Consider the following 22,404-nt stretch of genomic DNA (forward strand, 5'->3'; position numbering starts at 1 on the left):
GGGCCACGCGCTGGCGCTGGGCGCCGGACAGGCGCGCGGGCCATTCGCCCAGCCGGTCGCCCAGGCCCACGCGGGCCAGCACGTCGGCCGCTGCGCCGCGCCGCCCGGGGGGCAGGCCCAGGGCCACGTTGTCCTGCACGCGCTTCCAGGGCAGCAGGCGCGCGTCCTGGAACATGATGCGGGTGCTGCTGCTCAGGCCGTCCACGCGGTCGCCGTCGATGCGGATGGCGCCGCCCGACACCGACTCCAGCCCCGCCACCAGGCGCAGCAGCGTGCTTTTGCCGCAGCCACTGCGGCCCACGATGGCGACGAACTCGCCGGGCTCGATGACCAGCTCCGTCTTCTTGAGCACGTCGCGCGTGCCGTAGCGTTTGTCCACGCCGCGCACTTCCAGGCGCACGCCCTGTGGCTGCGGCGGTGGGGAAATATTGGTAGTCAAAATGGCCTCCTGCGCCTGTCCATCAAGCGCTAGCAGCTATGAAAAAGTGAGTATTCAGACGCCGAGAGCGGGTGTCATGCCTGGTAACCGGGATGCCAGCGCAGCCAGTACCGTTCGAGGCCCTTGGCGAAGACGTCGGCCAGCTTGCCCAGCAGCGCATACAGCAGGATGCCCACGAGCACGATGTCGGTCTGCAGAAACTCGCGTGCGTTCATCGTGAGGTAGCCGATGCCCGCCTGCGCCGAGATGGTCTCGGCCACGATCAGGATCACCCACATCAAACCGAGCGAGAAGCGCAGCCCCACCAGGATGCTGGAGAGCGCCCCGGGCAGGATGATCTGCTTGTAGAGCTGCCAGCGGTTGAGCCCGTAGGTGCGCCCCATCTCGATCAGCCCCGGGTCCACATTGCGGATGCCGTGGAAGGTGTTGAGGTAGATCGGGAAGAACACCGACACGCTGATGAGAAACAGCTTGGCCGTTTCATCGATGCCGAACCACAGGATCACCAGCGGAATCAGCGCCAGCGCAGGGATGTTGCGCACCATCTGGATGGTGGAGTCGAGCAGCGTCTCGAACAGCTTGATGGAGCCGGTGAGCAAGCCCAGCAGCAACCCCAGGCCGCCACCAATGGCCAGCCCGGTCAAGGCCCTGCCGGCGCTGACCCGCACATGGGTCCAGAGTTCGCCCGACACGGTCAGGGCCCAGGCGGCCTTGACGACCTCCAGCGGCGCGGGCAGCACGCGGGTGGAGAGCCAGCCTTGCGACGAGGCGATCTGCCACAGCACGATGAGCCCCACGGGCACGGCCCAGGGCAGCAGGCGCTGCGCGAGCTGCCGGGCAAAACGCGCCACGGGTGCGGGCAGCAAGGGGCCTTCGATGGGCAGGTCGGCCACGTCGGCCACAGGGGATACCTGCAGTTCTCGAACTGTCTGGGCGTTTGTCATGGGGTGGTTTCCTGCAGTTCGTTGTCGGGCTCCAAAAACTCCAGCTGGTTGCCCGCCGGGTCTTTGGCATAAAAGCGCAGATAGCCGGGTAGGACCCGCGTCTCATCCAGCGCCACATCGGCCTGCAGCAGGCGGTGGCGCAGGCCGGGCAGGTTCTGCACCTCCAGCGCGAGGTGCGACACCGCGGGCACGGGTTGCCAGTGCTCGGTGGGCACCAGGTCGATGCGCTGGCCCCCCGCTGCAAAACGCAGCGTGGCACCGGCCTGCAAGCGGACTTCCGGCAGGCCCAGCAGGCCGGTGTAGAAGCGGCGGATCACGTCTTCGGCCCCGGCCGGGAAGGCCAGTTGCACATGGTTGATGGCGGCAATGCCCATGGTGGTGCTCCTGACTCAGCTTTGGGATGCGCGTGGCACAAAATCATTGGCCACGGTTTCGCCAAACGGGCCGTGCGGGTTGCCGCCCGTGAGCTGGTTGCGCACCGACAGCGGCAACAGCGGGAACACCAGCTCGGCAAAACGGTAGGCCTCGTCCAGGTGCGGGTAGCCCGACAGCACAAAGGTGTCCAGGCCCAGCGCGGCGTATTCCTCGATGCGCGCAGCCACCGTCTGGGGGTCGCCCACCAGGGCCGTGCCCGCGCCACCACGCACCAGGCCCACGCCCGCCCACAGGTTGGGGCTGATCTCCAGGTCCTTGCGGCTGCGCTTGGCGCCACCGGCGTGCAGCGCAGCCATGCGGCGCTGGCCTTCGGAGTCCATGCGCGCAAACACGGCCTGCGCACGCACCACGGTGTCGTCGTCCACATGGCTGATGAGTTCTTCGGCCGCGGCCCAGGCCTGCGCGTCGGTCTCGCGCACGATGACGTGCAGGCGAATGCCGAAGTTGACGGTGCGGCCATGTTTTGCAGCGCGCGCACGCACGTCCGCCACTTTCCTGGCGACTTCCGCCGGTGGCTCGCCCCAGGTCAGGTAGGTCTCGACCTGCTCGGCCGCCAGGTCGTGCGCGGCGGGCGACGAGCCACCAAAGTACACGGGCGGGTGAGGCTGCTGCAGCGGCGGAAAGAGCAGCTTGGCGCCCTTCACCGACAGGTGCTTGCCTTCGTAGTCCAGGCTTCCGCCCTGGTGGCTGCGCGTGAGGATCTCGCGCCAGATGCGGATGAATTCGGCCGACTGTTCGTAGCGCGTGGCGTGGTCCAGAAACACGCCATCGCCCTCCAGCTCGGTCTGGTCGCCGCCTGTGACCAGGTTGACGAGCAGGCGCCCGCCCGAGAGCCGGTCGAACGTGGCCGCCATGCGTGCGGCCAGCGCGGGCTGGTGCAGGCCGGGGCGCACGGCCACCAGAAACTTGAGGTTGCGTGTGACGGGCAGCAGGCTGGACGCCACCACCCAGGGGTCTTCGCACGAGCGGCCGGTAGGGATGAGCACGCCTTCATAGCCCAGGCTGTCGGCCGCCACTGCGACCTGCTTGAGGTAGTCGTGGTTGAGCTGGCGCGCACCCTTGGCCGTGCCAAGGTAACGGCTGTCGCCGTGGGTAGGAATGAACCAGAAAATTTTCATGAATGAATGCCTCCGGGATGGGGGTCTTGCCCAGGTTTTTCAGGGCCGGGCCAGTGCAACCGCCAGCTGCGCGGCCGCTGGCCGCCACACGATGTCGGACACGTTCACGGGTTTGGGGATCAGGCCGAGCTTGAAGAACGCATCGGCCACGCGCTGCTGGTCGGCCACCGTGGCGGGCGAGAGCAGCCCCACGGGAGACGAGGGGCGGCGCTGGATGAACAGGCTCACCACGCCCGCGTCCAGGCCGCTGAAGTCGGAAATGAGCTTGATCGCGTCCTTGCGCGCCTCTTGCGCCAGACGGTCGGCGCGGCTGAGCTCTTCAAACAGCACACGCAGCACCTGGGGATGGGCCTGCACAAACGGGCGGGCCGCCAGGTAAAAGGAGTTGTTGCTGCTGGCCAGGTCGCGCCCCGTGGCCAGCACGCGGGGCTGGATGGCCAGCTCGGTGGCGGCGTAGAACGGGTCCCAGATGGCCCAGGCGTCCACGCTCTTGCGCTCGAACGCGGCGCGCGCATCGGCTGGCGTCAGGTACACGGGCTGGATATCGGCCCACTGCAAACCGGCCCGCTCCACCGCCTTGACCAGCAGGTAGTGGGCGCTGCTGCCCTTTTGCACGGCAATGCGGCGGCCCTTGAGGTCGGACAGGGTGCGCAGGGGCGAGTCCTTGAGCACCAGCAAGGCCGAGCTGTCGGGCTTGGGCGGCTCGGCACCGACGTAGAGCAGGTCTTTGCCAGCGGCCTGGGCAAACACGGGGGGCGAGTCGCCAGTCAGGCCGAATTCGAGGCTGCCGACTGACAGGGCTTCGAGCAGCTGCGGCCCGGCCGGAAACTCCAGCCAGCTCACGCGGGTGCCAGGGAAGCGCTTTTCCAGCACGCCCTGCTGCTTGAGGATGACCAGGTTGACGGCCGACTTCTGGTAGCCGATGCGCAGTTGCTCGGGGCCCTGCACGGCAGGGCCATGCGCTGTGGCACTCTGTGCATGGGCGTAGCGGCTGGCCAGCACCCAGTGGAAGGCGGTGACGCCCAGCAGCTGCAGCGCGCGGCGGCGCTCATTGCTCAAGGGAAGGTGGGTCATGGTGACTCCTTGCAGTGCTTTGTGAGCCCGCCCTCAAAGGTCCACCGGCGCGGCGTGCAGCAGGTTGAGCTTTTTAGGGATGAGCTTCAGGTCGAAGAAGGTGTCGGCAATCGCCTGCTGCTCGGACAGGATCTCGCGCGTGACAGGCGCAGTGCCGAAGCGGGCGCGGCTCAGGTACAGGTCGGTGATGGATTTGTCCAGGCCCAGCACGGCCGACAGCTCGGCTGCGGCGGCGTCCTTGTTCTTGGACACCCAGGTGTCGATGGCATTGACCTCTTCGATGGCAATGCGCAGCACGTCGGCGTTTTTGGTGGCGAAGTCGCGCGAAGTGAAGTAGTAGGCGCGGTTGTTGACCACGCCCGTGGCATCGACCAGCAGGCGCGCGTCGAGCTGCTTTTGCGCGGCGGCGAGGAAGGGGTCCCAGATGATCCAGGCATCGATCGCGCCGCGTTCAAACGCGGCCCGCGCGTCGGCCGGGGCCAGGAAGATGGATTGCACGTCGCCGTATTTCAGGCCGTTCTTCTCCAGCAGCTTGACCAGGAAATACTGCACGTTGGAGCCCTTGTTGTAGGCCACGCGCTTGGCCCTCAGGTCGGCCACGCTGCGGATGGGCGAACCGCTGGGAACGATCACGGCCTCCAATGCGGGGCGCGGCACGGTGGCACCGGCGTAGACCAGCGGCGCGCCAGCGGCCTGGGCAAAGATGGGCGGGGCTTCGCCCACGTCGCCAAAGTCGATGGAGCCGACATTGAGGGCTTCAAGCTGCACGGGGCCCGCGTTGAACTCGGTCCAGGTCACCTTCACGCCCAGCGGGGCCAGGCGCTTTTCGAGCGTGCCACGGCCCTTGAGGATGGAGAGCCAGCCCTTTTGGTGGCCCACGCGCAGCACGCGGCCAGCGCTTTGCGACCAGGCCTGGGGCGTTGCGACCGTTGCCGTAGTGGCAGCAACCGCGGCCAGCAGTTGGCGGCGTTGCAGGGAGAAGCGGTTCAGTTCGTTCATGGTGCGGATTCCAGATTCAAAACAGGTGATGGATGGGCGAGCAGGCTGGGCTGGCAGCAGGCGGCACACCGCCCTGCCCGCGCACCCGGCGCAGCAACAAAATCAAAATAAAGAGGACGAAGGGGAGGAAGGCAGGCGCTGGCACCACGGCAGGGCCGCAGCGCCAGGCCGGTGTCAGACGCTACATCGCACCTGCGAGAACGGCACCGGCGCAAACCGCGTGGCCTGGGCGGGCGATGGGCGCAGGGTTTCGGTCACGAGCACATTCACCGCGTCGTCCAGCCGCGTGGCGATGTCGGGCTGCAGGTGGTAGCTGCCCTCGGGCGTCAGCGTGACCTGGGCATCGGTGGCGTAAATGCCAGGCAGGATGCTTTTGGCGCCCAGCGACTGCAGCACGGGCCGCAGCGCGTAGTCGAGCGCCAGCATGTGGTGCGGGCTACCGCCCGTGGCCAGGGGCAACACGGTCTTGCCCTTGAGGGCCGTTTGCGGCAGCAGGTCCAGAAACACCTTGAGCACCCCGCTGTAGGCCGCCTTGTAGACCGGGGTGGCCACCACCAGCACGCTGGCATCGGCCACCTGGTCGATGGCATGCACCACCGTGGGATGCCCAAAGTCGGCCAGCAGCAGCGCCTGGGGCGAGAGGTCGCGGATGTGGATGCGGTCCACCAGCGCACCACGCACCGAGAGGCGCTGGGCCACGGCATCCAGCAAGGCGGCGGAGCGGGAACGCTCGGAGGGGCTGCCAGCGATGAGCAAGGCGGACATGGTGTGGATTCCTTGATTACTACTGTTTTGATAGCTATCAGCGCTTGATGGACGCGCGCAGAAGGCTGTTTTTTCTTATAAAAAGGACGTACAGCGCCCTGCCCGGCCCGCCCGGGCTGGGTTTCTTGCGTGGAGATCGGGGCACTGCCCACCCGCGCACAGAGGCGGGCGGGCTTGCTGGCTTACTTACTTGCGCGTGTAGATCTGGTCAAAGCTCGCGTTGTCCGCAAAGTGCTCCTTGGCCGCCTTGTCCCAGCCACCGAACGCGTCGTTGATGGTGAACAGGTTCAGCTTGGGGAACTGCTTGGCGTACTTGGCCTTGGCTTTGTCAGAGACAGCGGGGCGGTAGAAGTGCTTGCCCGCAATGTCCTGGCCTTCTTCGGTGTAGAGGTACTGCAGGTAGGCCTCGGCCACGGCACGGGTGCCCTTCTTGTCCACGTTCTTGTCCACCACCGACACGGCGGGTTCGGCCAGGATGGAGATAGAGGGTGCGATCACATCGAACTTGGTGCCGAACTCCTTTTCGAGCAGGTAGGCCTCGTTCTCCCAGGCGATCAGCACGTCACCCTGATTGCGCTGAGCGAAGGTGATGGTGGAGCCGCGCGCACCGGTGTCCAGCACGGGCACGTTGCCATACAGCTTGGCCACGAAGTCCTTGGCCTTGGCGTCGCCACCGTACTTGCGCTTGGCGAATTCCCACGCGGCCAGGTAGTTCCAGCGGGCGCCGCCCGAGGTCTTGGGGTTGGGCGTGATCACCTTCACATCGGTGCGCACCAGGTCGTCCCAGTCCTTGATGCCCTTGGGGTTGCCCTGGCGCACCACCAGCACGATGGTGGAGGTGTAAGGCGAGCTGTTGTGCGGTAAGCGCTTTTGCCAGTCTTTCGGAATCCAGCCGCCGTTGGTGTGCAGCGCATCGGTGTCGCCCGCCAGGGCCAGCGTGGCCACGTCGGCGTCCAGCCCGTCGATGATGGAACGCGCCTGCTTGCCCGAGCCGCCGTGGCTTTGCTTGATGGTCACGTCCTGGCCGGTCTTGGCCTTCCAGTGCTTGGCAAAGGCCTGGTTGAACTCCACGTACAGCTCGCGCGTGGGGTCGTACGACACATTGAGCAGCGTCACAGACTGTGCAAACGACGGCAATGCCGTCAGGGCCAAACTGCCCACCAGGGCGGCGGCGAAGGGAAACTTGATAAAGTCGCGGCGAAAGTTCATGGGGAGGGCCTCTTTTGTGAATGTGGTGCGGTGCAAATCACCGATGGAACGCATTCTGGAAGGCCCTCTTCAAAACTGGAACTACTGAGATTTCAGTTCTTAATATCCAAATCATCTGAGCGAAGCCTTTTTCGCTCACCCCCACTGCAAGGAATTCCCATGGCACGCACCGTTCAATGCATCAAGCTCGGCAAGGAAGCCGAAGGCCTCGACTTTCCGCCCTACCCCGGCGAACTGGGCAAGCGCATCTGGGAAAGCGTGAGCAAGGAAGCCTGGGCAGGCTGGCTCAAGCACCAGACCATGCTGGTCAATGAAAACCGCCTGAACCTGGCCGATGCGCGCGCGCGCCAGTACCTGGCCCGCCAGATGGAGAACCATTTCTTCGGCAGCGGTGCAGACGCCGCAGCGGGCTACGTCCCCCCCAGCGCATAAAGCTGCCTGCATACGCACAGTTCAGCCTGTCATGTCCGAGCCCGTTGACTGGCTGCCGGACGGCACTCCCTACAGCCCTCGCTTCGGCGACCGCTACCACAGCGAAAACGGCGGCCTGGACCAGGCCCGCCGGGTGTTTCTGCACGGCTGCGGATTGCCCGCCAACTGGGCCGGGCAGTCGCAGTGGCGCATTCTGGAAACCGGGTTTGGCTTTGGCCTGAACTTCCTGGTGACATGGGCTGCCTGGCGGGCCGACCCAGAGCGCCCTACTCTGCTGCACTTCGTGTCGACCGAAGCGTGGCCCGTGAGTGCCGACGATCTGCTGCGCGCCACCTCGGTCCACCCCGAACTGGCGCCGCTGGCAGAAGCACTGCACCAGCAATGGTGGGGCCTGCTGCCGGGCGTGCACCGCCTGCGTTTTGACGAGGGCCGGGTGCTGCTCACCCTGTATGTGGGCGACACCCAGGCCATGCTGCGCCAGCAGAACCTGGTGGTGGATTCCATCTACCTCGACGGCTTCAGCCCCCAGCGCAACCCCGCAAGCTGGGACCTGCACACCCTGAAGGCCGTGGCACGCTGTTGCCGACGCGGTACCCGCCTGGCCACCTGGACCATTGCCCGCGCCGTGCGCGATGCGCTGGCGCAATGTGGCTTTGAAGTGGCCCGTGTGCCCGGCGTGCCGCCCAAACGTGACAACCTGCACGCCATCTTCAACCCGCGCTGGGAGCCACGCACCACGCGCCAGCCTGCGGTGGCGCCCGAACCCGCCCAGCCCGGCCCCTGCATCGTGATCGGCGGGGGCATTGCAGGTGCCGCCGCCGCCGCCAGCCTGGCCCGGCGCGGCTGGCAGGTCACGGTGCTGGACCAGGCCCCCGAGCCCGCTGCGGGCGCCTCAGCCCTGCCCGCCGGGGTGTTCGCCCCCCATGTGTCGCCCGATGACAGCGTGCTGTCGCGCCTGTCGCGCAGCGGCATCCGCGCCGCGCTGGAGCAGGCCCGCTGGTTGCTGAACGAGGGGGTGGACTGGGCGCACTGCGGCGTGCTCGAACACCGTACTGATGGCACGCCCGGCCTGTCACCCAACTGGACCCAAGGGCCGGGCGCCGCCTGGAGCGAGCCCGCGCCCCCCGCTGCCCTGGCCGCGGCCCAGTTGCCGCCCGACGCAACCGCCTGCTGGCACCACCAGGCGGGCTGGGTGCGCCCGGCGCGCCTGGCCAGGGCCTTGCTGAGCCAACCCGGCATTCAATGGCAGGGGCATTGCGCGGTGGCCCAATTGCGGCGTGTGGAAACGCCCACCGCCACCTGGCAGGCGATCGATGCCCAGGGCCAGGTGCTGGCCGAGGCCCCCACGGTGGTCATTGCCGCAGGCGCGGGCAGCCTGGCCTTGCTGAACCACCGCTGGCCCCTGCAGCCGGTGCGCGGGCAGGTGTCCTGGGGCAAACATTCCGATCCGGCAAGGCCACTGCTGCCATTGCTCCCATTCCCGGCCAACGGCAACGGCAACCTGGTACCCCGATTCCCGCTGGGCGACAACCCTCAAGGCGAGCAAGGCTGGGTGATGGGCTCGACGTTCGAGCGCGATGTGCAGGCGCTGCCGCCCAGCGCAGCCGACGTCCACGCCGCCCACGGCACCAACTGGGCCAAGCTGCAGGGCTTGCTGCCCGGCATCGCGCCGCAGCTGGAGCCCTTGTTCGCCCAGGTGCTGAACGCCCCCGCCCCCCAGCCCGCCCCGGGCGAGCCCGCCGCCCTGCGCACCTGGGCCGCCGTGCGCTGCACCGCGCCCGACCGCCTGCCCATCGCGGGCCCCGTGGACCCGGCGCACCTGCCTGGGCTGTGGGTCAGCACCGCCATGGGCGCACGCGGGCTCACACTGGCGCTGCTGTGCGGCGAACTGCTCGCGGCCCGGCTGCAGGGCGAGCCGCTGCCGCTGGATGCGCGGCTAGCCAAGGCGCTGGGCACCGAGCGGCTGCAATAGATCAAGGGAAGCGGGCGAGTCCAGCATCCCCCCTGCCAGCCCGCGCCAATCCTTACTTATAAACAAATCGACATATTGGCAGAGCAAAACAATAGTTTGCATCCATAAGAAGCCCCTCTACATTCGCCGCCATGCATGAATTGGCGTTTGTTTTTGCGGGCTTTGCCGTCGGGCTCATCGTGGGCCTGACCGGTGTGGGCGGTGGCTCGCTCATGACGCCGATCCTGATCTTCTTCTTCGGCGTGAAGCCGCACATGGCCGTGGGCACCGATCTGCTGTTTGCGGCCTTTACCAAGATGGGCGGCACCGTGAGCCTGGCACGCCAACGCCTGGTGCCCTGGAAAGTGGTGGGCCAGCTGTGCGCTGGCAGCATCCCGGCGGCGTTGCTGGCGCTGTGGGCGCTCAAGGTACTGGGCCCGGCCAGTAGCACGGCCCAAGCCATCATGACCACCACACTGGGCTTTGCCCTGCTGCTCACGGCGGCGGCCACGCTCTACAAGGTGGTTGCGTTTTCTGCCCAGCGCCAGGCAGCCGAAGCGGCCGCCCGCAAGACCCACACGGGCGACGCCACCCGCCCCCGCCACTGGAGCCTGCCCGTGCTGCTGGGCGCCGTGATCGGCACGCTGGTCACGTTCACCTCGGTGGGTGCCGGTGCCATCGGCGTCACGGTGCTGCTGCTGGTCTACCCCCTGCTGCCGCTGCCGCGCATCATCGGCGCCGACATTGCCTATGCCGTGCCTTTGACCCTGGTGGCAGGGTTGGGACATGCGTCGCTGGGCTCGGTGGACTGGCCTTTGCTTGCACAATTGCTGGCTGGCTCGCTGCCGGGCATCTGGCTGGGTTCGCGCCTGGTCACCCGCACGCCTGAGCGCCTGATCCGCTCCGCCCTGTCCGTCCTGCTGGCCTGGGCAGGCTTCAAATTGATTCTGATCTAGGAACCGCCCGGTTCCCGCCCCACGATGTACCAATACACAGAATTCGACACCCAGTTCGTGCAGCAGCGCGCTCACCAGTTCCGCGACCAGCTCACCCGCTGGCAGACGGGCAAGCTGAGCGAGGACGACTTCCGCCCCCTGCGCCTGCAAAACGGCTGGTATGTGCAGCGCTACGCCCCCATGCTGCGCGTGGCCGTGCCTTACGGCGAGATCGCCAGCCGCCAGCTGCGCGTGCTGGCACAGATTGCCCGCGAATACGACGAGCCCGAAGCCGCCGTCTTCAAGGCCGCCATGGAAGGCCAGGGCAAGCTGGGCACCACGTTCTTGCCCACGCACTGCGCCCACTTCACCACGCGCACCAATGTGCAGTTCAACTGGATTCCGCTGTCCAAAAGCGCGGACGTGATGGACCTGCTCGCCAGCGTGAACCTGCACGGCATCCAGACCAGCGGCAACTGCATCCGCAACACCACCACCGACGCGCTAGCAGGCATCGCCGTGGACGAGATCGTGGATCCCCGCCCCTATGCGGAGCTGATCCGCCAGTGGTCCACGCTGCACCCCGAGTTCGCGTTCTTGCCGCGCAAGTTCAAGATCGCCATCACCGGTGCCAAGGACGACCGCGCCGCCACCGGCTGGCACGACGTGGGCCTGCACCTGGTCAAGAACGACGCGGGTGAGATCGGCTTCAAGGTGTTTGTGGGCGGCGGCATGGGCCGCACGCCGGTCATCGGCACCGTGATCCGCGAGTTCCTGCCCTGGAACCAGATCATGAATTACATCGAGGCCATCGTGCGCGTGTACAACGAGCATGGCCGCCGCGACAACAAGTACAAGGCCCGCATCAAGATTCTGGTGAAGTCTGAAGGCCAGCAGTACATCGACGATGTGGAAGCCGAATACCGCCAGATTCTGGAGATCGACGGTGGCCCCCACACCATCCCGCAGGCCGAGTTCGACCGCGTGGCCGCATGCTTTGTGGCACCGAAGCTGGCGGACATTGCCGACGTGGCGCCCGAGGCCCTGCAGGCACAGCTGGACGCGCAGGCTGCAGAGCATGTGATGTTTGGCCGCTGGCTGCAGCGCAATGTGCACCCGCACCAGAACCCCCAGCTGCGCGCCGTGACGCTGTCGTTCAAGCGCCCCGGCCAGTCGCCTGGCGACGCCACCAGCGACCAGCTCATCGCCCTGGCCGACCTGGTGGACAAGTATTCCGCCGGTGAAGCCCGCGTGACCCACGACCAGAACGTGCTGCTGCCCTGGGTGCACGCCAGCCGCCTGTTCGACCTGTGGCAAGAAGCCAGGGCCCTGGGCCTGGCCAGCGCCAATGTGCAGTTGCTCACCGACATGATCGCCTGCCCCGGCGGCGACTTCTGCGCACTGGCCAACGCCCGCTCGCTGCCGATTGCCGAAGCCATCACCCAGCGTTATCAAGACCTGGACGAGCTGGACGACATCGGCGAGATCGACCTGCACATCAGCGGCTGCATCAACAGCTGCGGCCACCACCACAGCGGCCACATCGGCATCCTGGGCGTCGATAAAGACGGCAAGGAGTGGTACCAGGTGACGCTGGGCGGCTCCGATGGCTCCGACCTGTCGGGCGCTGCCGTGGCAGGCAAGGTGATTGGCCCCTCGTTCTCGGCCGCTGAAGTGCCGGATGTGATCGAGGCCGTGCTGAACACCTACCGCGACCTGCGCGAAAGCGGCGAGACCTTCCAGAACACCGTGCGCCGCGCGGGCCTGGACCCCTTCAAGGAAGCCGCCAAGCTCGCCCGCCACAAAGACGAAACCCTGGCCACGGCCTGAAGCCGCACTGCCCCCGATCCCGGAACGATGATGAACCTGAAACTTCTCGCATCCCACGAACACCAGCCCCCGGCAGAAGGCGACGCCCGCGTGGTGGCGCTGGCCAACGATGCCGACGCCATGGCACTGCCGCTGGAAGGCGTGGAGCGTGTGGACCTGCACTTTCCCAACTTCACCGATGGCCGCGCCTTCAGCCAGGCCTTCCTGCTGCGCCGCCGCCGTGGCTTTACGGGCGAGATCCGCGCCACGGGCGATGTGCTGATCGACCAGCTGGTGCAGATGCAGCGCACGGGCTTCTCCAGCGCCGTGCTGCGCGAGGGCGTGGACGCTGCCGATGCGCAGCGCCAGTTTGAACGCTTCCCTGGCTTCTACCAGGGCGACGCCGTGAACCCCCAACCCCTGTTTGCGGCCAAGGCCGCCTGATAGGCGCACCGCCCACGCACCCGCTGCACCGAAACACGAGCCCCCTCACCATGAGCCACATCGATCTCGCACGCATCAACGCGGAACTCGGCCGCAACGCCGAGGGCCTCGTCGCCTGGGCCCTGGGCCTGGGCCAGAGCCCCATCGTCACCACCAACTTCCGCCCGTTCGAAGCGGTGATCCTGCACATGGTGTCGCGGGTGAACCCCGATGTGCCCGTGGTCTGGATGGACAACGGCTACAACACCGAAGCCACCTACCGCTTTGCCGACGAGGTGACCAAGCAGCTGGGCCTGAACCTGAAGATCTACCTGCCCCGCCGTTCGCGCGCCCACCGTGAAGCGGTGGACGGCCCTACGCCCGCGCTGGACGACCCACGCCACGCCGCCTTCACCGAAGAGGTGAAGCTGGAACCTTTTGCCCGCGCCCTGCGCGAAACGGCGCCCAAGGTCTGGTTCACCGCGCTGCGCGCCACCGACACCGCCGTGCGCGCGCAGATGGACCCGGTGAGCATCAACCCCGATGGCCTCATCAAGGTCGCACCGCTGCTGCACTGGTCGTCCAAGGACCTGCACGAATACTGCGTGAAGCACGGCCTGCCCAATAACTTCGACTACGTGGACCCCACCAAAGGCGAAGACAACCGCGAGTGTGGCCTGCACATTGCGCACTGATCCGCCCGCCCAAGGCCCGACCATGAACGCCCGCACCGACTCAGCGCTGCTTGAGAAAACCAACAACATGAGCTACCACCTCAACAACTCCCACCTGGACGCGCTGGAAGAAGAAACCATCTTCATCCTGCGCGAAGTCGCCGCCGCCTTCGAGCGCCCCGCCCTGCTGTTCTCGGGCGGCAAGGATTCGCTGGTCATGCTCAAGTGCGCCGAGAAGGCCTTTGGCGCGGGCCGCATTCCCTACCCGCTCTTGATGATCGACACGGGCCACAACTTCCCCGAAGTGACGGACTTCCGCGACTTCCGCGCGAAGGAACTGGGCGCAGAACTCATCGTGCGCAGCGTGGAGGATTCGATGGCACGTGGCACCGTGCGCCTGGCCCACCCGGGCGAGAGCCGCAACGTACACCAGTCGGTCACGCTGCTCGAAGCCATCGAGGAATTCCGCTTTGACGCCCTCATCGGCGGTGCCCGCCGCGACGAGGAAAAGGCGCGCGCCAAGGAGCGCATCTTCAGCCACCGCGACAGCTTCGGCCAATGGCAGCCCAAGGCCCAGCGCCCCGAACTGTGGACCCTGTTCAACACCCGCCTGCACCCCGGCGAGCACTTCCGCGTGTTCCCCATCAGCAACTGGACCGAGCTGGACGTGTGGCAGTACATCGACCGCGAGCAGATCGGCCTGCCCAGCATCTACTACACGCACAAGCGCCAGGTGGTGGACAAGAAGGGCCTGCTGATGCCCGTGACCGAGCTGACCCCGCCGCGCGAAGGCGACGTGGTGGAAACACGCGACGTGCGCTTCCGCACCGTGGGCGACATCACCTGCACCGCACCGGTGGAAAGCACCGCTGCCACCCCGGCCGAGATCGTCATCGAGACCCTGGCCGCAGACGTGAGCGAGCGCGGCGCGACCCGCATGGACGACAAGACCTCCGACGCTTCGATGGAGAAGCGCAAAAAAGACGGCTATTTCTGAGACGGGCACTTCTGATGACTACTACCAATTCTATAGCTGCCAACGCATATCAGACGGGCGGTGAAGCCCAAAATAGCCATGTTTCCGCCCTCAAGTTCATCACCTGTGGCTCGGTGGACGACGGCAAGAGCACGCTGATCGGCCGCCTGCTGGTGGACAGCAAGGCCGTGCTGCAAGACCACCTGGCTGGCGTGCAGCGCCAGGGCGAGACCGACCTGGCCCTGCTGACCGACGGCCTCAGCGCCGAGCGCGAGCAAGGCATCACCATTGACGTGGCCTACCGTTACTTCGCCACCGAAGAGCGCAAGTTCATCATTGGCGACGCGCCCGGCCACGAGCAGTACACGCGCAACATGGTCACGGCCGCGAGCAGCGCCGACGCCGCCGTGGTGCTGGTCGATGCGACCAAGCTCGACTGGAAGAACCCCGATCTGGCCCTGCTGCCCCAAACCCGCCGCCACAGCCTGCTGGTGCATCTGCTGCGCGTGCATTCGCTGGTGTTTGCCGTGAACAAGCTCGACGCGGTGGAAGACCCTGCGCTGGCCTGGAAGCACATCCAGGGCGCGCTGCAGTCCTTCGCGCAGGCCGCTGGCATCGCCGTGCGTGCCACCGTGCCCGTGTCCGCCCTCAAGGGCTGGAACGTGGTCGATGCCCACGCGGGCTGGTGCGGCTACGAAGGCCCCACGCTGCTGCAGGTGCTCGAAGTGCTGCCCAACACGCCCGCCGACACGGCGCTGGCACCGGCCTTCCCGGTGCAGTGGGTCGAGAAGTTCTCGTCCTCCTCCGACACCAGCCAGGGCCGCCGCGTGTTCTGGGGCCGCGTGGCCGCAGGCAGCTTTGCGCCCGGCACCGCCGTACAGGTTTTCCCCAGCGGCCAGCTGGCCACCGTGGCCCAGGTGCTGGACCACGCCCGCCGCCCCACCGATGTGCCCGCAGGCACCAGCGCCGGCATCATTCTGGACCGCGAGGTGGATGTCTCGCGCGGCGACTGGATCCTGGCCGCCCCCACGGCCGCCGCAGCGCCTGCTGACGACGACTTTGGCGACACACCCGCCGCAACCCCGGCCTGGCCTGCCAGCCGTGAACTGCAGACCACCATCGCCTGGATGGACGACGAGCCCCTGGTTGCGGGCCGCGTTTACTGGGCGCTGCACGGACACCGCTGGGTCAAGGCCAAGGTGAAAGCCGTGGTGCACAAGCTCAACATCAACACGCTGGCTGAAGAAGCCGCCACGCAGCTCGACCCCAACGCCATTGGCCATGTCCAGCTCGTGCTGCAAGAGGCCATCCCGGCTGCCGCCTTCGGCCAGGCCCGCGTGCTGGGCTCGCTGATCCTGGTGGACACCGCCAGCCACAAAACCGCTGGCGCCGTGCTGGTCCACTGACCCAAATCAGCACCCCAACCCCCCAGTCACCCCATCGGGGTGAGGGACCCTGTAACCAAAGGTCGGTGAAAGCTTTTAAAATCGAGGGTTTTCACCGACCCACACAACTCCTGTCATGACCCACGTCGTCTCCGAAAACTGCATCAAGTGCAAGTACACCGATTGTGTGGACGTGTGCCCCGTGGACTGCTTCCGCGAAGGCCCGAACATGCTCGTCATCGATCCTGACGAATGCATCGACTGCGCCGTGTGCATCCCCGAATGCCCGGCCAACGCCATCTTTGCGGAAGAAGACCTGCCCGCAGACCAGATCGCCTTCATCAAGCTCAACGCCGACCTGGCCTTTGCCGACGGCTGGAAGAGCATCACCAAGCGCAAGCCCGCGCTGCCCGACGCCGATGAGTGGAATGGCAAGCCCGGGAAAATCAACGATCTGGTGAAGTAAGCCAAACAGGCGCCCCTTGGTGAACCCGGCTTTGCAAACGCCCGCCGTTGTAGAGACCGACGCGGTCGTCATCGGCGCAGGCCCCGTGGGCCTGTTCCAGGTCTTCCAGCTGGGCCTGCAGGGCATCACCGCCCACGCCATCGACGCCCTGCCCCATGCGGGTGGCCAGTGCGTCGAGCTGTACGGCGACAAACCCATCTACGACATCCCGGGCATCCCCGTGTGCACCGGGCGCGAGCTGGCCGGTCTGCTGCTTCAGCAGATTGCCCCTTTCAAGACCCAGTGGCACCTGAACACGCTGGTGTCCGCCCTCACCGTACAAGCGGACGGGCGCCTGCTGGTCGAAACCTCGCAAGGCGCACAACTGCTGGCCCGCAGCGTGTTCATCGCCGCAGGCGTGGGCGCCTTTGTGCCGCGCACGCTCAAGGTGGACGGCATCGAGCGCTTTGTGGGCACCCAGCTGCACTACCAGAACCTCCCCGCCAGCTTGGATGTGGCCGGGCGCCACGTGGTAGTGCACGGCGGTGACGAGCCCGCCGTGGCCCGCGCCGTCGAACTGGCAGAGCAAGGCCAGCCCGCCCGCGTCAGCCTGCTGCACCGCCGCGACGTCTTCCAGGCGCCTGAAACCTTGCTGCAACGCCTGCAGCAATTGCGCGACGCAGGCCGCATCCACGTCGAGGCCGCACAGATCACCGGCATTGACACCGTGGGCGACCGCCTCACCGCACTACAGGTGGTGGATGCGGACGGCAGCACCCGGGCCCTGGCGCTGGACCTGCTGGTGGCCGTGCTGGGCATCTCACCCCGCCTCGGCCCCATCGCCGACTGGGGCATCGCCATGGATCGCAAGCAGCTGGTGGTGGACACCGAAGCCTTCCGCACCAGCGTGCCCGGCATCTACGCCGTGGGCGACATCAACACCTACCCCGGCAAGCGCAAGCTCATCCTGTGCGGCTTCCACGAGGCCACGCTGGCCGCCTTCGGCGCCGCCGAGGCGCTCAAGGGCGACAAGGTGGCGCTGCAATACACCACCACCAGCCCGCGCCTGCACCAGTTGCTGGGCGTGGCGCCCGCCCCTGCTGCCGCCTGACCGGGCGCACAGCGGCCACACACGCCACTACAATCCGCAGCGCGCTGCTTTTGCAAGCGCTACCGCTAGGGGTGTCGATGTGGGCCTGCCCACTTCGACTGAGAGAGTCCCTTTGAACCTGATTGAGATCATCCTCGCGCAGGGAAGCAAGTCCGCCATTGCACGGCTCTGAACACGTCAGGGCGCACCGGTGGGCGGCCCCTGCTCTGTATCTGCTTACGGAGCCCACCATGTCCTCATCCCCCGCCACGCACGCCACCAACGAAGCGCTGGCCCCCGTCTCCTCTGACCGCCGCGTCTTCCAGTGGCATGACCATGCCTCGCTCTGGTTCAGCCTGGGCGTGGGCCTGCTGGTCATGCAGGTGGGCGCGTACCTGATGCCCGCGCTGGGCACCAAAGAGGCACTGATTGCCATCGTCGCCGGCTCCATCGTGGGCGCGGGCCTGCTGGGCTGGGTGGCCAAGCTGGGTTGCGACAGCGGCCTGGCCAGCGCGGGGCTGATGCATGCTGTGTATGGCCGCACCTTTGCCAGCCTGCCCATCATCCTGAACATCGTGCAGCTGGTGGGCTGGGGCACGTTCGAGCTGGTGGTGATGCGCGATGCCACTGTGGCCATCGGCCAGCAGTCGGGGGCCATGGCGGGTGCCCACTGGCCGGTGCTGGCCACGCTGCTGTGGGGCAGCGTGGTGATGCTGCTCATCAGCGGCTCGATGGTCCAACTGGTGCGCAAGGTGATTGCGCGCGTGGCGCTGCCGCTGGTGGTGTTGTCGCTGCTGTGGCTGTCGTGGCAGTTCTTGTCGCTGGCCCAGGCCCAGGGTTTTGAAGCGCTGTGGACGCGCCAGGGCGCAGGCGGCATGGGCGTGTTGCCCGCGCTGGACCTGGTGATCGCCATGCCGATTTCGTGGCTGCCCCTGGTGGCCGACTATGCGCGCCATGGCAAAAACGGTGGCTCGGCATTGCGCGGCACCTGGCTGGGCTATGCGCTGGCCAACATGTGGTGCTACAGCCTGGGTGTGCTGGTGGCGCTGACCTTGCCGAGCAAGGACCTTGTGCAGGCGCTGCTGCTGGCCCAGGGTGGGCTGATCGCGCTGTCGCTGATCCTGATCGACGAGGTGGACAACGCCTATGGCGACACCTATTCGGGCGCCGTGTCGGCCCATAGCCTGCTGCCACGTTTTGGCGTGCGCGCCTGGGGCCTGCTGGTGGCCGCACTTTGCACGGGGCTGGCGCTGGTGCTGCCCATGCACAGCCTGGAGCCGTTTTTGCTGCTGCTCAGCTCGGTGTTTGTGCCGCTGTTTGGCGTGATTCTGGGGCGCCTGGCCTTTGGCACCGATGCGACCGCCCTGCTGGCGGCTGCGCGCAAGGTGAATGTGGCGCCCGTGGCCATCTGGCTGGCGGGCATCGCCGTGTACCACCTGGCGCCCAAGGTGCTGCCGGGTGCGGGCTCGGCCCTGCCAGCGCTGGCGTTCAGCTTTGCGCTGGCCTGGGCCACCCGGCCGCGCAGCCGCTAACGGCCAGGGCCCGCAGGGGATGGCTGGGCCCCTGCCAGCCGTGTGGCCAGGTACAGCAGCAAGCCCAAGGGGCCATACATGAAGGTGGCGGGCAACAAGACCAGCAGCGGCCACCGCGCCCGACCGCGCGCCAGGACATCGGCGGCCATCCAGTGCCCGACCCACAAGTCGAATGCCAGAAAATGCACCCAGCCGCCCAGCACCTTGCCGGGCACGGCAAACAGGGCCTGCACGGCAGCCAGGCTGGAAAAGCCCCCGCCCGGTGCAGAGCCCCAGTGCATGACCAGCAACCAGGCGTACAGGGCGCACAGTGCAGCAGGCACCCAGCGCCCCGCTGCCACTATCAGTGACGCCCGCAAGCGGCCCGGCGGCGCAATGACCGCCACACCCAGCGCCAGCCAGCCCAGCATGGCACCTACGCTGGCCACAGAAAAGAGGGTTTCGTTCATCTCAGCGCTCCCCCTCGCGGCCCCTTTGGCGCTCTGGTACCGGCCACACCACAGCCCCTTGGTGGCCAACCCGTGTCACCAGCCCGCCATGGGCCGAAGCGAACTGCGCGGCCTGCTGTTCGCCCACAAACCAGTGCTTCAGCATGGCCGTGCTGCGCTGTGCCGCCACCGACAACACCACCGACTGGGAGTCCAGGCTGGACAGGGCCTGACTGTAGGCCTCCCAGCTCGCATGGCCCGCCTCGAAGGCCAGCATCCGCAGCACATGCTTGCGCTGAAGGCTTGCGCGATCGCGGAACAGCGCCTGCAAGGGGCAGGCCGGAACCGCACGCGCGGCCAGCAGCCGCCGGAGCACCGGCAAGGCCTCTGACAGCGCGTCGGATGTGGCGGCGCGGTGCAAACGCTTGGCCTCACGCAGCATGGCGGCTTGTGCAGGAGAAGACGCAGGATGGGAGGAAGGCGACGGCGACAAGGCTTTGGCAGCAACGCGCGGTCCGCGAGCAAAAAGAGAGGGCATACCGGCTCCAGAAACAGGTGGCTCATCTCGCTGCGGGCCACGGAGGGTATGCAAGCCAGGCTTGCGGAAGGGAAAAGAAAAAGGTGCTTGCGCTTTTGCGAGGTGGGCGGCCTTTCAGCCCGGCGCGGATTGTACGGCACGGGATCGCGCGCCCCGCCAAAGGGGCGCCCACAGGTTTCGGCAGCGCTTTCAGCCTATGGCGATTTCCCAGCAGCCACGGAGAGAACTACTATTCTTATAGCAACAACGCATGATGGACGCGCGCAAGGCGCCAAAAAAGCCTAAATCTTCAGCCCTGCATTGCCACCTGCGCCACCGGCGCATAGCCATGGCTCAGCGGGCCATGGCCGCGCCCGGTGGTCACATCGGCACCGGCGGCAATGGCGCCCAGGATGTAGGCCCGGGCGCGTTCCACCGCCTGCGGCAGGGGCGCGCCCAGCGCCAGGTGCGATGCGATGGCCGACGACAGCGTGCAGCCGGTGCCGTGGCCGTTGTGGGTGGCAATGCGCTGCGATGCCAGGCGCTGGCAGGTGCCGTCTGGCAGGGCCAGCACATCCACCACCCAGTCCCCGGGCAGGTGCCCGCCTTTGAGCAGCGCGGCCGGGGCGCCCAGCGCGCGCAGGGCCTGCGCAGCGGCGTCCAGCGCATCCACCCCGTCGATCTTGCGGCCCAGCAGCCAGCCTGCTTCGTCCAGGTTGGGGGTGATCACCTCGGCCAGCGGAAACAGCTCCTGCACCAGCACGCCCACCGTTTCCTGCGCGATCAGGCGGTCGCCGCTAGTGGCGACCATCACCGGGTCCAGCACCACATGGGGCAGCTGGTAGCTGCGGATGGCATCGGCCACCACACGCACCACCTCGGGCGAATGCAGCATGCCGATCTTGATGGCGTCCACGCCGATGTCCTGCACCACCGCGTCGATCTGCGCCTTGAGCATCTCGGGCGGTACGCCGTGGATGCCTGTCACGCCACAGGTGTTCTGCGCGGTGATGGCGGTGATGGCCGTCATGCCGTAGCAGCCCAGGGCGCTGAAGGTCTTGAGGTCGGCCTGGATGCCCGCGCCGCCGCCGCTGTCGGAGCCTGCGATGGAAAGCACACGCACATAGCGGCGTGTGGAAGGCATGGACGGCACAGACGAGGAGGAGGACGGCGGGGTCAAAGAAGTCATGGCAAAAATTATGGCCTATGCGCCAGCGCAAAAAGGGCGGCGCGGGCTTGTGCTGTAATTTGATTTTTCCGGACGAAACAGGGGTGTCCCGCCGTTTAGAAGCTGTTCTAAGGTGTGCGACTGAGAAATACCCTGGGGCCCGCAGCAACACTGCACACCATGGCCCCGCTACCCGATCCAGGTCATGCTGGCGTGGGGAGTTTCTTTTCAAGCGGCACAGCCCCGTTTTGTCCCCATGCACCTTGCTCGCACCTCGTTTGCGGCACACGGACAGACCACAACGCCTATGCCACTGCCACCCTCCTCCTTTGCCATCCTGGGCGCAGGCCTCATGGGCCGCCTGCTTGCAGTGGAGCTGGCCCGCCAGGGCCACCGCGTGGACATCCATGACGCGGGCAGCCCCGCCGCCGAAGGCTCAGCCGCCACAGTGGCCGCCGCCATGCTCGCGCCTCTGGCCGAATCGGCCATCACCGAACCCGGCGTGGTGCGCATGGGCCACCACGCCCTGGCCCGCTGGCCGCAGCTGCTGGCGCCGCTGGCCGAGCCGGTGTTCTTCCAGCAAGCAGGCACGCTGATCGTGTGGCACCGGCAGGATGCCGCCGAAGCCCAGCGCCTGACGCGCCAGCTGGAGGCCAACCAGCACACCGTGCCCGAGCTGCCCCGGCTTGAAAAGCTGGACAGCGACGGCCTGGCCCAGGCCGAGCCCACGCTGGCCCACCGCTTCGCCCAAGGCCTCTACCTGCCCGGTGAGGGCCAGCTGGACAACCGCCAACTGCTGGCGGCGCTGGTGGTGGAGATGCAACGCCTGGGCGTGCGTGCGCACTGGCACAGCCCGCAGTCGCCCGACACCTTCAGCCCCGGTGCCCCCGGCCAGCCCGACTGGGTGCTGGACTGCCGGGGCCTGGGCGCCAAGGGCCAGTGGAGTGCGCTGCGCGGCGTGCGCGGCGAGGTGGTGCGCATCCACGCGCCCGATGTGACGCTGCAGCGCCCCACACGCCTGGTGCATCCGCGCTACCCCATCTACATCGCACCCAAACAAGACCACCTGTTTGTCATCGGCGCCACCGAGATCGAATCCGACGACCTCTCGCCCGCGAGCGTGCGCTCCACGCTGGAACTGCTGAGCGCTGCCTATGCCGTGCACCCCGGCTTTGCCGAAGGCCGCATCCTGGAGCTGGCCACGCAGTGCCGCCCCACGCTGCCCGACAACCTGCCCGCCATCCGCCAGACGCAGCCGGGCGTGCTGGAGATCAACGGCCTGTACCGCCATGGCTTCATGATCGCCCCGGCGATGCTGGATGTGACCCTGGAAGTGCTGAACACAGGACAATCGCAGCTTTCGCAACGTTTTGACCTCGCGCTGGACCTGGCCCCTGCATCCGTGCCCGCCACCAGCGCTGCCGCTCTCGCATGAACATCTCCATCAACCAGACCCCGCACGAACTGCCCGAAGGCGCCACCGTGGCCGACGCCGTGGCCGCCATCGCGGCGCGCCCGCCTTTTGCCGTGGCGGTGAACACCACCTTTGTGCCCAACACCGCCTACGCCGCCCACCGGCTGCAGCCCGGCGACCGCGTGGAAATCATCTCGCCCGTGACCGGGGGCTGATGCAGCGCCTGAAATTTGAAGAAAATA

Annotated in this window: 24 protein-coding genes and 1 riboswitch; of the genes, 13 read left to right on the plus strand and 11 right to left on the minus strand. The window is 67.0% G+C overall.

Translation table 11 applies throughout. From position 1 onward, the window contains the following. The 8 genes from AC07Z7_RS09815 to AC07Z7_RS09850 form a co-directional block, all read right to left on the minus strand. Window positions 1-439, minus strand: a 439-nt coding sequence (locus tag AC07Z7_RS09815; protein WP_494766135.1) for an ATP-binding cassette domain-containing protein, incomplete at its 3' end; no start/stop codon positions are given. 74 nt (window positions 440-513) lie between these two features. Then, window positions 514-1,383, minus strand: a complete 870-nt coding sequence (ssuC, locus tag AC07Z7_RS09820) for an aliphatic sulfonate ABC transporter permease SsuC (RefSeq protein ID WP_252661857.1) — start codon at window positions 1,381-1,383, stop codon at window positions 514-516. Continuing rightward, entirely contained in the window at window positions 1,380-1,757 is a 378-nt protein-coding gene (locus tag AC07Z7_RS09825; RefSeq protein ID WP_094290725.1) for a VOC family protein, read from the minus strand. The genes ssuC and AC07Z7_RS09825 overlap by 4 nt, the downstream gene beginning before the upstream one ends. A gap of 15 nt (window positions 1,758-1,772) precedes the next feature. Further along, window positions 1,773-2,936, minus strand: coding sequence for an FMNH2-dependent alkanesulfonate monooxygenase (gene ssuD, locus AC07Z7_RS09830; protein WP_494766136.1), 1,164 nt, complete (start codon window positions 2,934-2,936; stop codon window positions 1,773-1,775). A gap of 39 nt (window positions 2,937-2,975) precedes the next feature. Next, window positions 2,976-4,010 (minus strand): sulfonate ABC transporter substrate-binding protein, encoded by a 1,035-nt coding sequence (locus AC07Z7_RS09835; protein WP_494766137.1) that lies wholly within the window; start codon window positions 4,008-4,010, stop codon window positions 2,976-2,978. 33 nt (window positions 4,011-4,043) lie between these two features. After that, on the minus strand, window positions 4,044-5,009 hold the full coding sequence (locus AC07Z7_RS09840) for a sulfonate ABC transporter substrate-binding protein (protein ID WP_494766138.1): 966 nt from the start codon (window positions 5,007-5,009) through the stop codon (window positions 4,044-4,046). Window positions 5,010-5,183: 174 nt separating this feature from the next. Next, window positions 5,184-5,774 (minus strand): NADPH-dependent FMN reductase, encoded by a 591-nt coding sequence (gene ssuE / locus AC07Z7_RS09845; RefSeq protein ID WP_296021418.1) that lies wholly within the window; start codon window positions 5,772-5,774, stop codon window positions 5,184-5,186. A gap of 186 nt (window positions 5,775-5,960) precedes the next feature. Continuing rightward, the gene (locus tag AC07Z7_RS09850) at window positions 5,961-6,983 is read right to left on the minus strand and encodes a sulfate ABC transporter substrate-binding protein (protein ID WP_494766139.1); all 1,023 of its coding nucleotides are present in this window, start codon (window positions 6,981-6,983) and stop codon (window positions 5,961-5,963) included. A gap of 159 nt (window positions 6,984-7,142) precedes the next feature. Between AC07Z7_RS09850 and AC07Z7_RS09855 the strand changes: the two genes are divergently transcribed. The 11 genes from AC07Z7_RS09855 (at window position 7,143) to AC07Z7_RS09905 (ending at window position 18,635) form a co-directional block, all read left to right on the plus strand. Further along, window positions 7,143-7,415, plus strand: a complete 273-nt coding sequence (locus AC07Z7_RS09855) for an oxidative damage protection protein (RefSeq protein ID WP_015013765.1) — start codon at window positions 7,143-7,145, stop codon at window positions 7,413-7,415. A gap of 31 nt (window positions 7,416-7,446) precedes the next feature. Further along, a complete protein-coding gene (gene mnmC, locus AC07Z7_RS09860; RefSeq protein ID WP_494766140.1) occupies window positions 7,447-9,387 on the plus strand; it encodes a bifunctional tRNA (5-methylaminomethyl-2-thiouridine)(34)-methyltransferase MnmC2/FAD-dependent 5-carboxymethylaminomethyl-2-thiouridine(34) oxidoreductase MnmC1 in 1,941 nt (646 codons plus the stop codon). 131 nt (window positions 9,388-9,518) lie between these two features. Next, window positions 9,519-10,322 carry a sulfite exporter TauE/SafE family protein gene (locus AC07Z7_RS09865; protein WP_252661864.1) on the plus strand — a complete coding sequence of 268 codons (804 nt, stop codon included), beginning with the start codon at window positions 9,519-9,521 and terminating at the stop codon, window positions 10,320-10,322. Window positions 10,323-10,346: 24 nt separating this feature from the next. Then, on the plus strand, window positions 10,347-12,131 hold the full coding sequence (locus AC07Z7_RS09870; protein WP_494766141.1) for a nitrite/sulfite reductase: 1,785 nt from the start codon (window positions 10,347-10,349) through the stop codon (window positions 12,129-12,131). Between the two features lie 36 nt (window positions 12,132-12,167). Beyond that, window positions 12,168-12,554, plus strand: a complete 387-nt coding sequence (locus tag AC07Z7_RS09875) for a DUF934 domain-containing protein (protein WP_252661872.1) — start codon at window positions 12,168-12,170, stop codon at window positions 12,552-12,554. A gap of 50 nt (window positions 12,555-12,604) precedes the next feature. Next, window positions 12,605-13,228, plus strand: a complete 624-nt coding sequence (locus tag AC07Z7_RS09880; protein WP_252661866.1) for a phosphoadenosine phosphosulfate reductase domain-containing protein — start codon at window positions 12,605-12,607, stop codon at window positions 13,226-13,228. Window positions 13,229-13,250: 22 nt separating this feature from the next. Next, entirely contained in the window at window positions 13,251-14,204 is a 954-nt protein-coding gene (gene cysD, locus AC07Z7_RS09885; protein ID WP_252661867.1) for a sulfate adenylyltransferase subunit CysD, read from the plus strand. 14 nt (window positions 14,205-14,218) lie between these two features. Next, a complete protein-coding gene (locus AC07Z7_RS09890; protein WP_494766142.1) occupies window positions 14,219-15,589 on the plus strand; it encodes a sulfate adenylyltransferase subunit 1 in 1,371 nt (456 codons plus the stop codon). Window positions 15,590-15,704: 115 nt separating this feature from the next. After that, window positions 15,705-16,034 (plus strand): ferredoxin FdxA, encoded by a 330-nt coding sequence (gene fdxA / locus AC07Z7_RS09895; protein WP_108618795.1) that lies wholly within the window; start codon window positions 15,705-15,707, stop codon window positions 16,032-16,034. A gap of 31 nt (window positions 16,035-16,065) precedes the next feature. After that, window positions 16,066-17,124, plus strand: a complete 1,059-nt coding sequence (locus tag AC07Z7_RS09900; protein WP_494766174.1) for an NAD(P)/FAD-dependent oxidoreductase — start codon at window positions 16,066-16,068, stop codon at window positions 17,122-17,124. 57 nt (window positions 17,125-17,181) lie between these two features. Further along, a riboswitch (TPP riboswitch) is annotated at window positions 17,182-17,286 on the plus strand. Between the two features lie 68 nt (window positions 17,287-17,354). After that, on the plus strand, window positions 17,355-18,635 hold the full coding sequence (locus AC07Z7_RS09905) for a purine-cytosine permease family protein (RefSeq protein WP_494766143.1): 1,281 nt from the start codon (window positions 17,355-17,357) through the stop codon (window positions 18,633-18,635). Here the strand turns inward: AC07Z7_RS09905 and AC07Z7_RS09910 are convergent. From AC07Z7_RS09910 to thiD, 3 genes are all read right to left on the minus strand, one after another. Continuing rightward, on the minus strand, window positions 18,632-19,084 hold the full coding sequence (locus tag AC07Z7_RS09910; RefSeq protein WP_494766144.1) for an ABA4-like family protein: 453 nt from the start codon (window positions 19,082-19,084) through the stop codon (window positions 18,632-18,634). The genes AC07Z7_RS09905 and AC07Z7_RS09910 overlap by 4 nt on opposite strands. A 1-nt stretch (window position 19,085) precedes the next feature. Next, complete coding sequence (locus AC07Z7_RS09915) at window positions 19,086-19,505, minus strand: hypothetical protein (protein WP_494766145.1); 420 nt, start codon at window positions 19,503-19,505, stop codon at window positions 19,086-19,088. Between the two features lie 385 nt (window positions 19,506-19,890). Continuing rightward, window positions 19,891-20,724, minus strand: coding sequence for a bifunctional hydroxymethylpyrimidine kinase/phosphomethylpyrimidine kinase (gene thiD / locus AC07Z7_RS09920; protein WP_494766146.1), 834 nt, complete (start codon window positions 20,722-20,724; stop codon window positions 19,891-19,893). A 331-nt stretch (window positions 20,725-21,055) separates the two neighbouring features. Between thiD and thiO the strand changes: the two genes are divergently transcribed. Both thiO and thiS read left to right on the plus strand, forming a co-directional pair. Then, entirely contained in the window at window positions 21,056-22,183 is a 1,128-nt protein-coding gene (thiO, locus tag AC07Z7_RS09925) for a glycine oxidase ThiO (protein ID WP_494766147.1), read from the plus strand. Further along, window positions 22,180-22,377, plus strand: a complete 198-nt coding sequence (gene thiS, locus AC07Z7_RS09930; protein WP_063460959.1) for a sulfur carrier protein ThiS — start codon at window positions 22,180-22,182, stop codon at window positions 22,375-22,377. The genes thiO and thiS overlap by 4 nt, the downstream gene beginning before the upstream one ends. Window positions 22,378-22,404: the final 27 nt, after the last annotated feature.

The organism is Acidovorax sp. GW101-11A03 (genome assembly GCF_059424825.1).

Coding starts and splice junctions, on each gene's coding strand:
- ssuC (WP_252661857.1), bottom strand. CDS start 1,383: ATGACAAACGCCCAGACAGTTCGAGAACTGCAGGTATCCCCTGTGGCC.
- AC07Z7_RS09825 (WP_094290725.1), bottom strand. CDS start 1,757: ATGGGCATTGCCGCCATCAACCATGTGCAACTGGCCTTCCCGGCCGGG.
- ssuD (WP_494766136.1), bottom strand. CDS start 2,936: ATGAAAATTTTCTGGTTCATTCCTACCCACGGCGACAGCCGTTACCTT.
- AC07Z7_RS09835 (WP_494766137.1), bottom strand. CDS start 4,010: ATGACCCACCTTCCCTTGAGCAATGAGCGCCGCCGCGCGCTGCAGCTG.
- AC07Z7_RS09840 (WP_494766138.1), bottom strand. CDS start 5,009: ATGAACGAACTGAACCGCTTCTCCCTGCAACGCCGCCAACTGCTGGCC.
- ssuE (WP_296021418.1), bottom strand. CDS start 5,774: ATGTCCGCCTTGCTCATCGCTGGCAGCCCCTCCGAGCGTTCCCGCTCC.
- AC07Z7_RS09850 (WP_494766139.1), bottom strand. CDS start 6,983: ATGAACTTTCGCCGCGACTTTATCAAGTTTCCCTTCGCCGCCGCCCTG.
- AC07Z7_RS09855 (WP_015013765.1), top strand. CDS start 7,143: ATGGCACGCACCGTTCAATGCATCAAGCTCGGCAAGGAAGCCGAAGGC.
- mnmC (WP_494766140.1), top strand. CDS start 7,447: ATGTCCGAGCCCGTTGACTGGCTGCCGGACGGCACTCCCTACAGCCCT.
- AC07Z7_RS09865 (WP_252661864.1), top strand. CDS start 9,519: ATGCATGAATTGGCGTTTGTTTTTGCGGGCTTTGCCGTCGGGCTCATC.
- AC07Z7_RS09870 (WP_494766141.1), top strand. CDS start 10,347: ATGTACCAATACACAGAATTCGACACCCAGTTCGTGCAGCAGCGCGCT.
- AC07Z7_RS09880 (WP_252661866.1), top strand. CDS start 12,605: ATGAGCCACATCGATCTCGCACGCATCAACGCGGAACTCGGCCGCAAC.
- cysD (WP_252661867.1), top strand. CDS start 13,251: ATGAACGCCCGCACCGACTCAGCGCTGCTTGAGAAAACCAACAACATG.
- AC07Z7_RS09890 (WP_494766142.1), top strand. CDS start 14,219: ATGACTACTACCAATTCTATAGCTGCCAACGCATATCAGACGGGCGGT.
- fdxA (WP_108618795.1), top strand. CDS start 15,705: ATGACCCACGTCGTCTCCGAAAACTGCATCAAGTGCAAGTACACCGAT.
- AC07Z7_RS09905 (WP_494766143.1), top strand. CDS start 17,355: ATGTCCTCATCCCCCGCCACGCACGCCACCAACGAAGCGCTGGCCCCC.
- AC07Z7_RS09910 (WP_494766144.1), bottom strand. CDS start 19,084: ATGAACGAAACCCTCTTTTCTGTGGCCAGCGTAGGTGCCATGCTGGGC.
- AC07Z7_RS09915 (WP_494766145.1), bottom strand. CDS start 19,505: ATGCTGCGTGAGGCCAAGCGTTTGCACCGCGCCGCCACATCCGACGCG.
- thiD (WP_494766146.1), bottom strand. CDS start 20,724: ATGCCTTCCACACGCCGCTATGTGCGTGTGCTTTCCATCGCAGGCTCC.
- thiO (WP_494766147.1), top strand. CDS start 21,056: ATGCCACTGCCACCCTCCTCCTTTGCCATCCTGGGCGCAGGCCTCATG.
- thiS (WP_063460959.1), top strand. CDS start 22,180: ATGAACATCTCCATCAACCAGACCCCGCACGAACTGCCCGAAGGCGCC.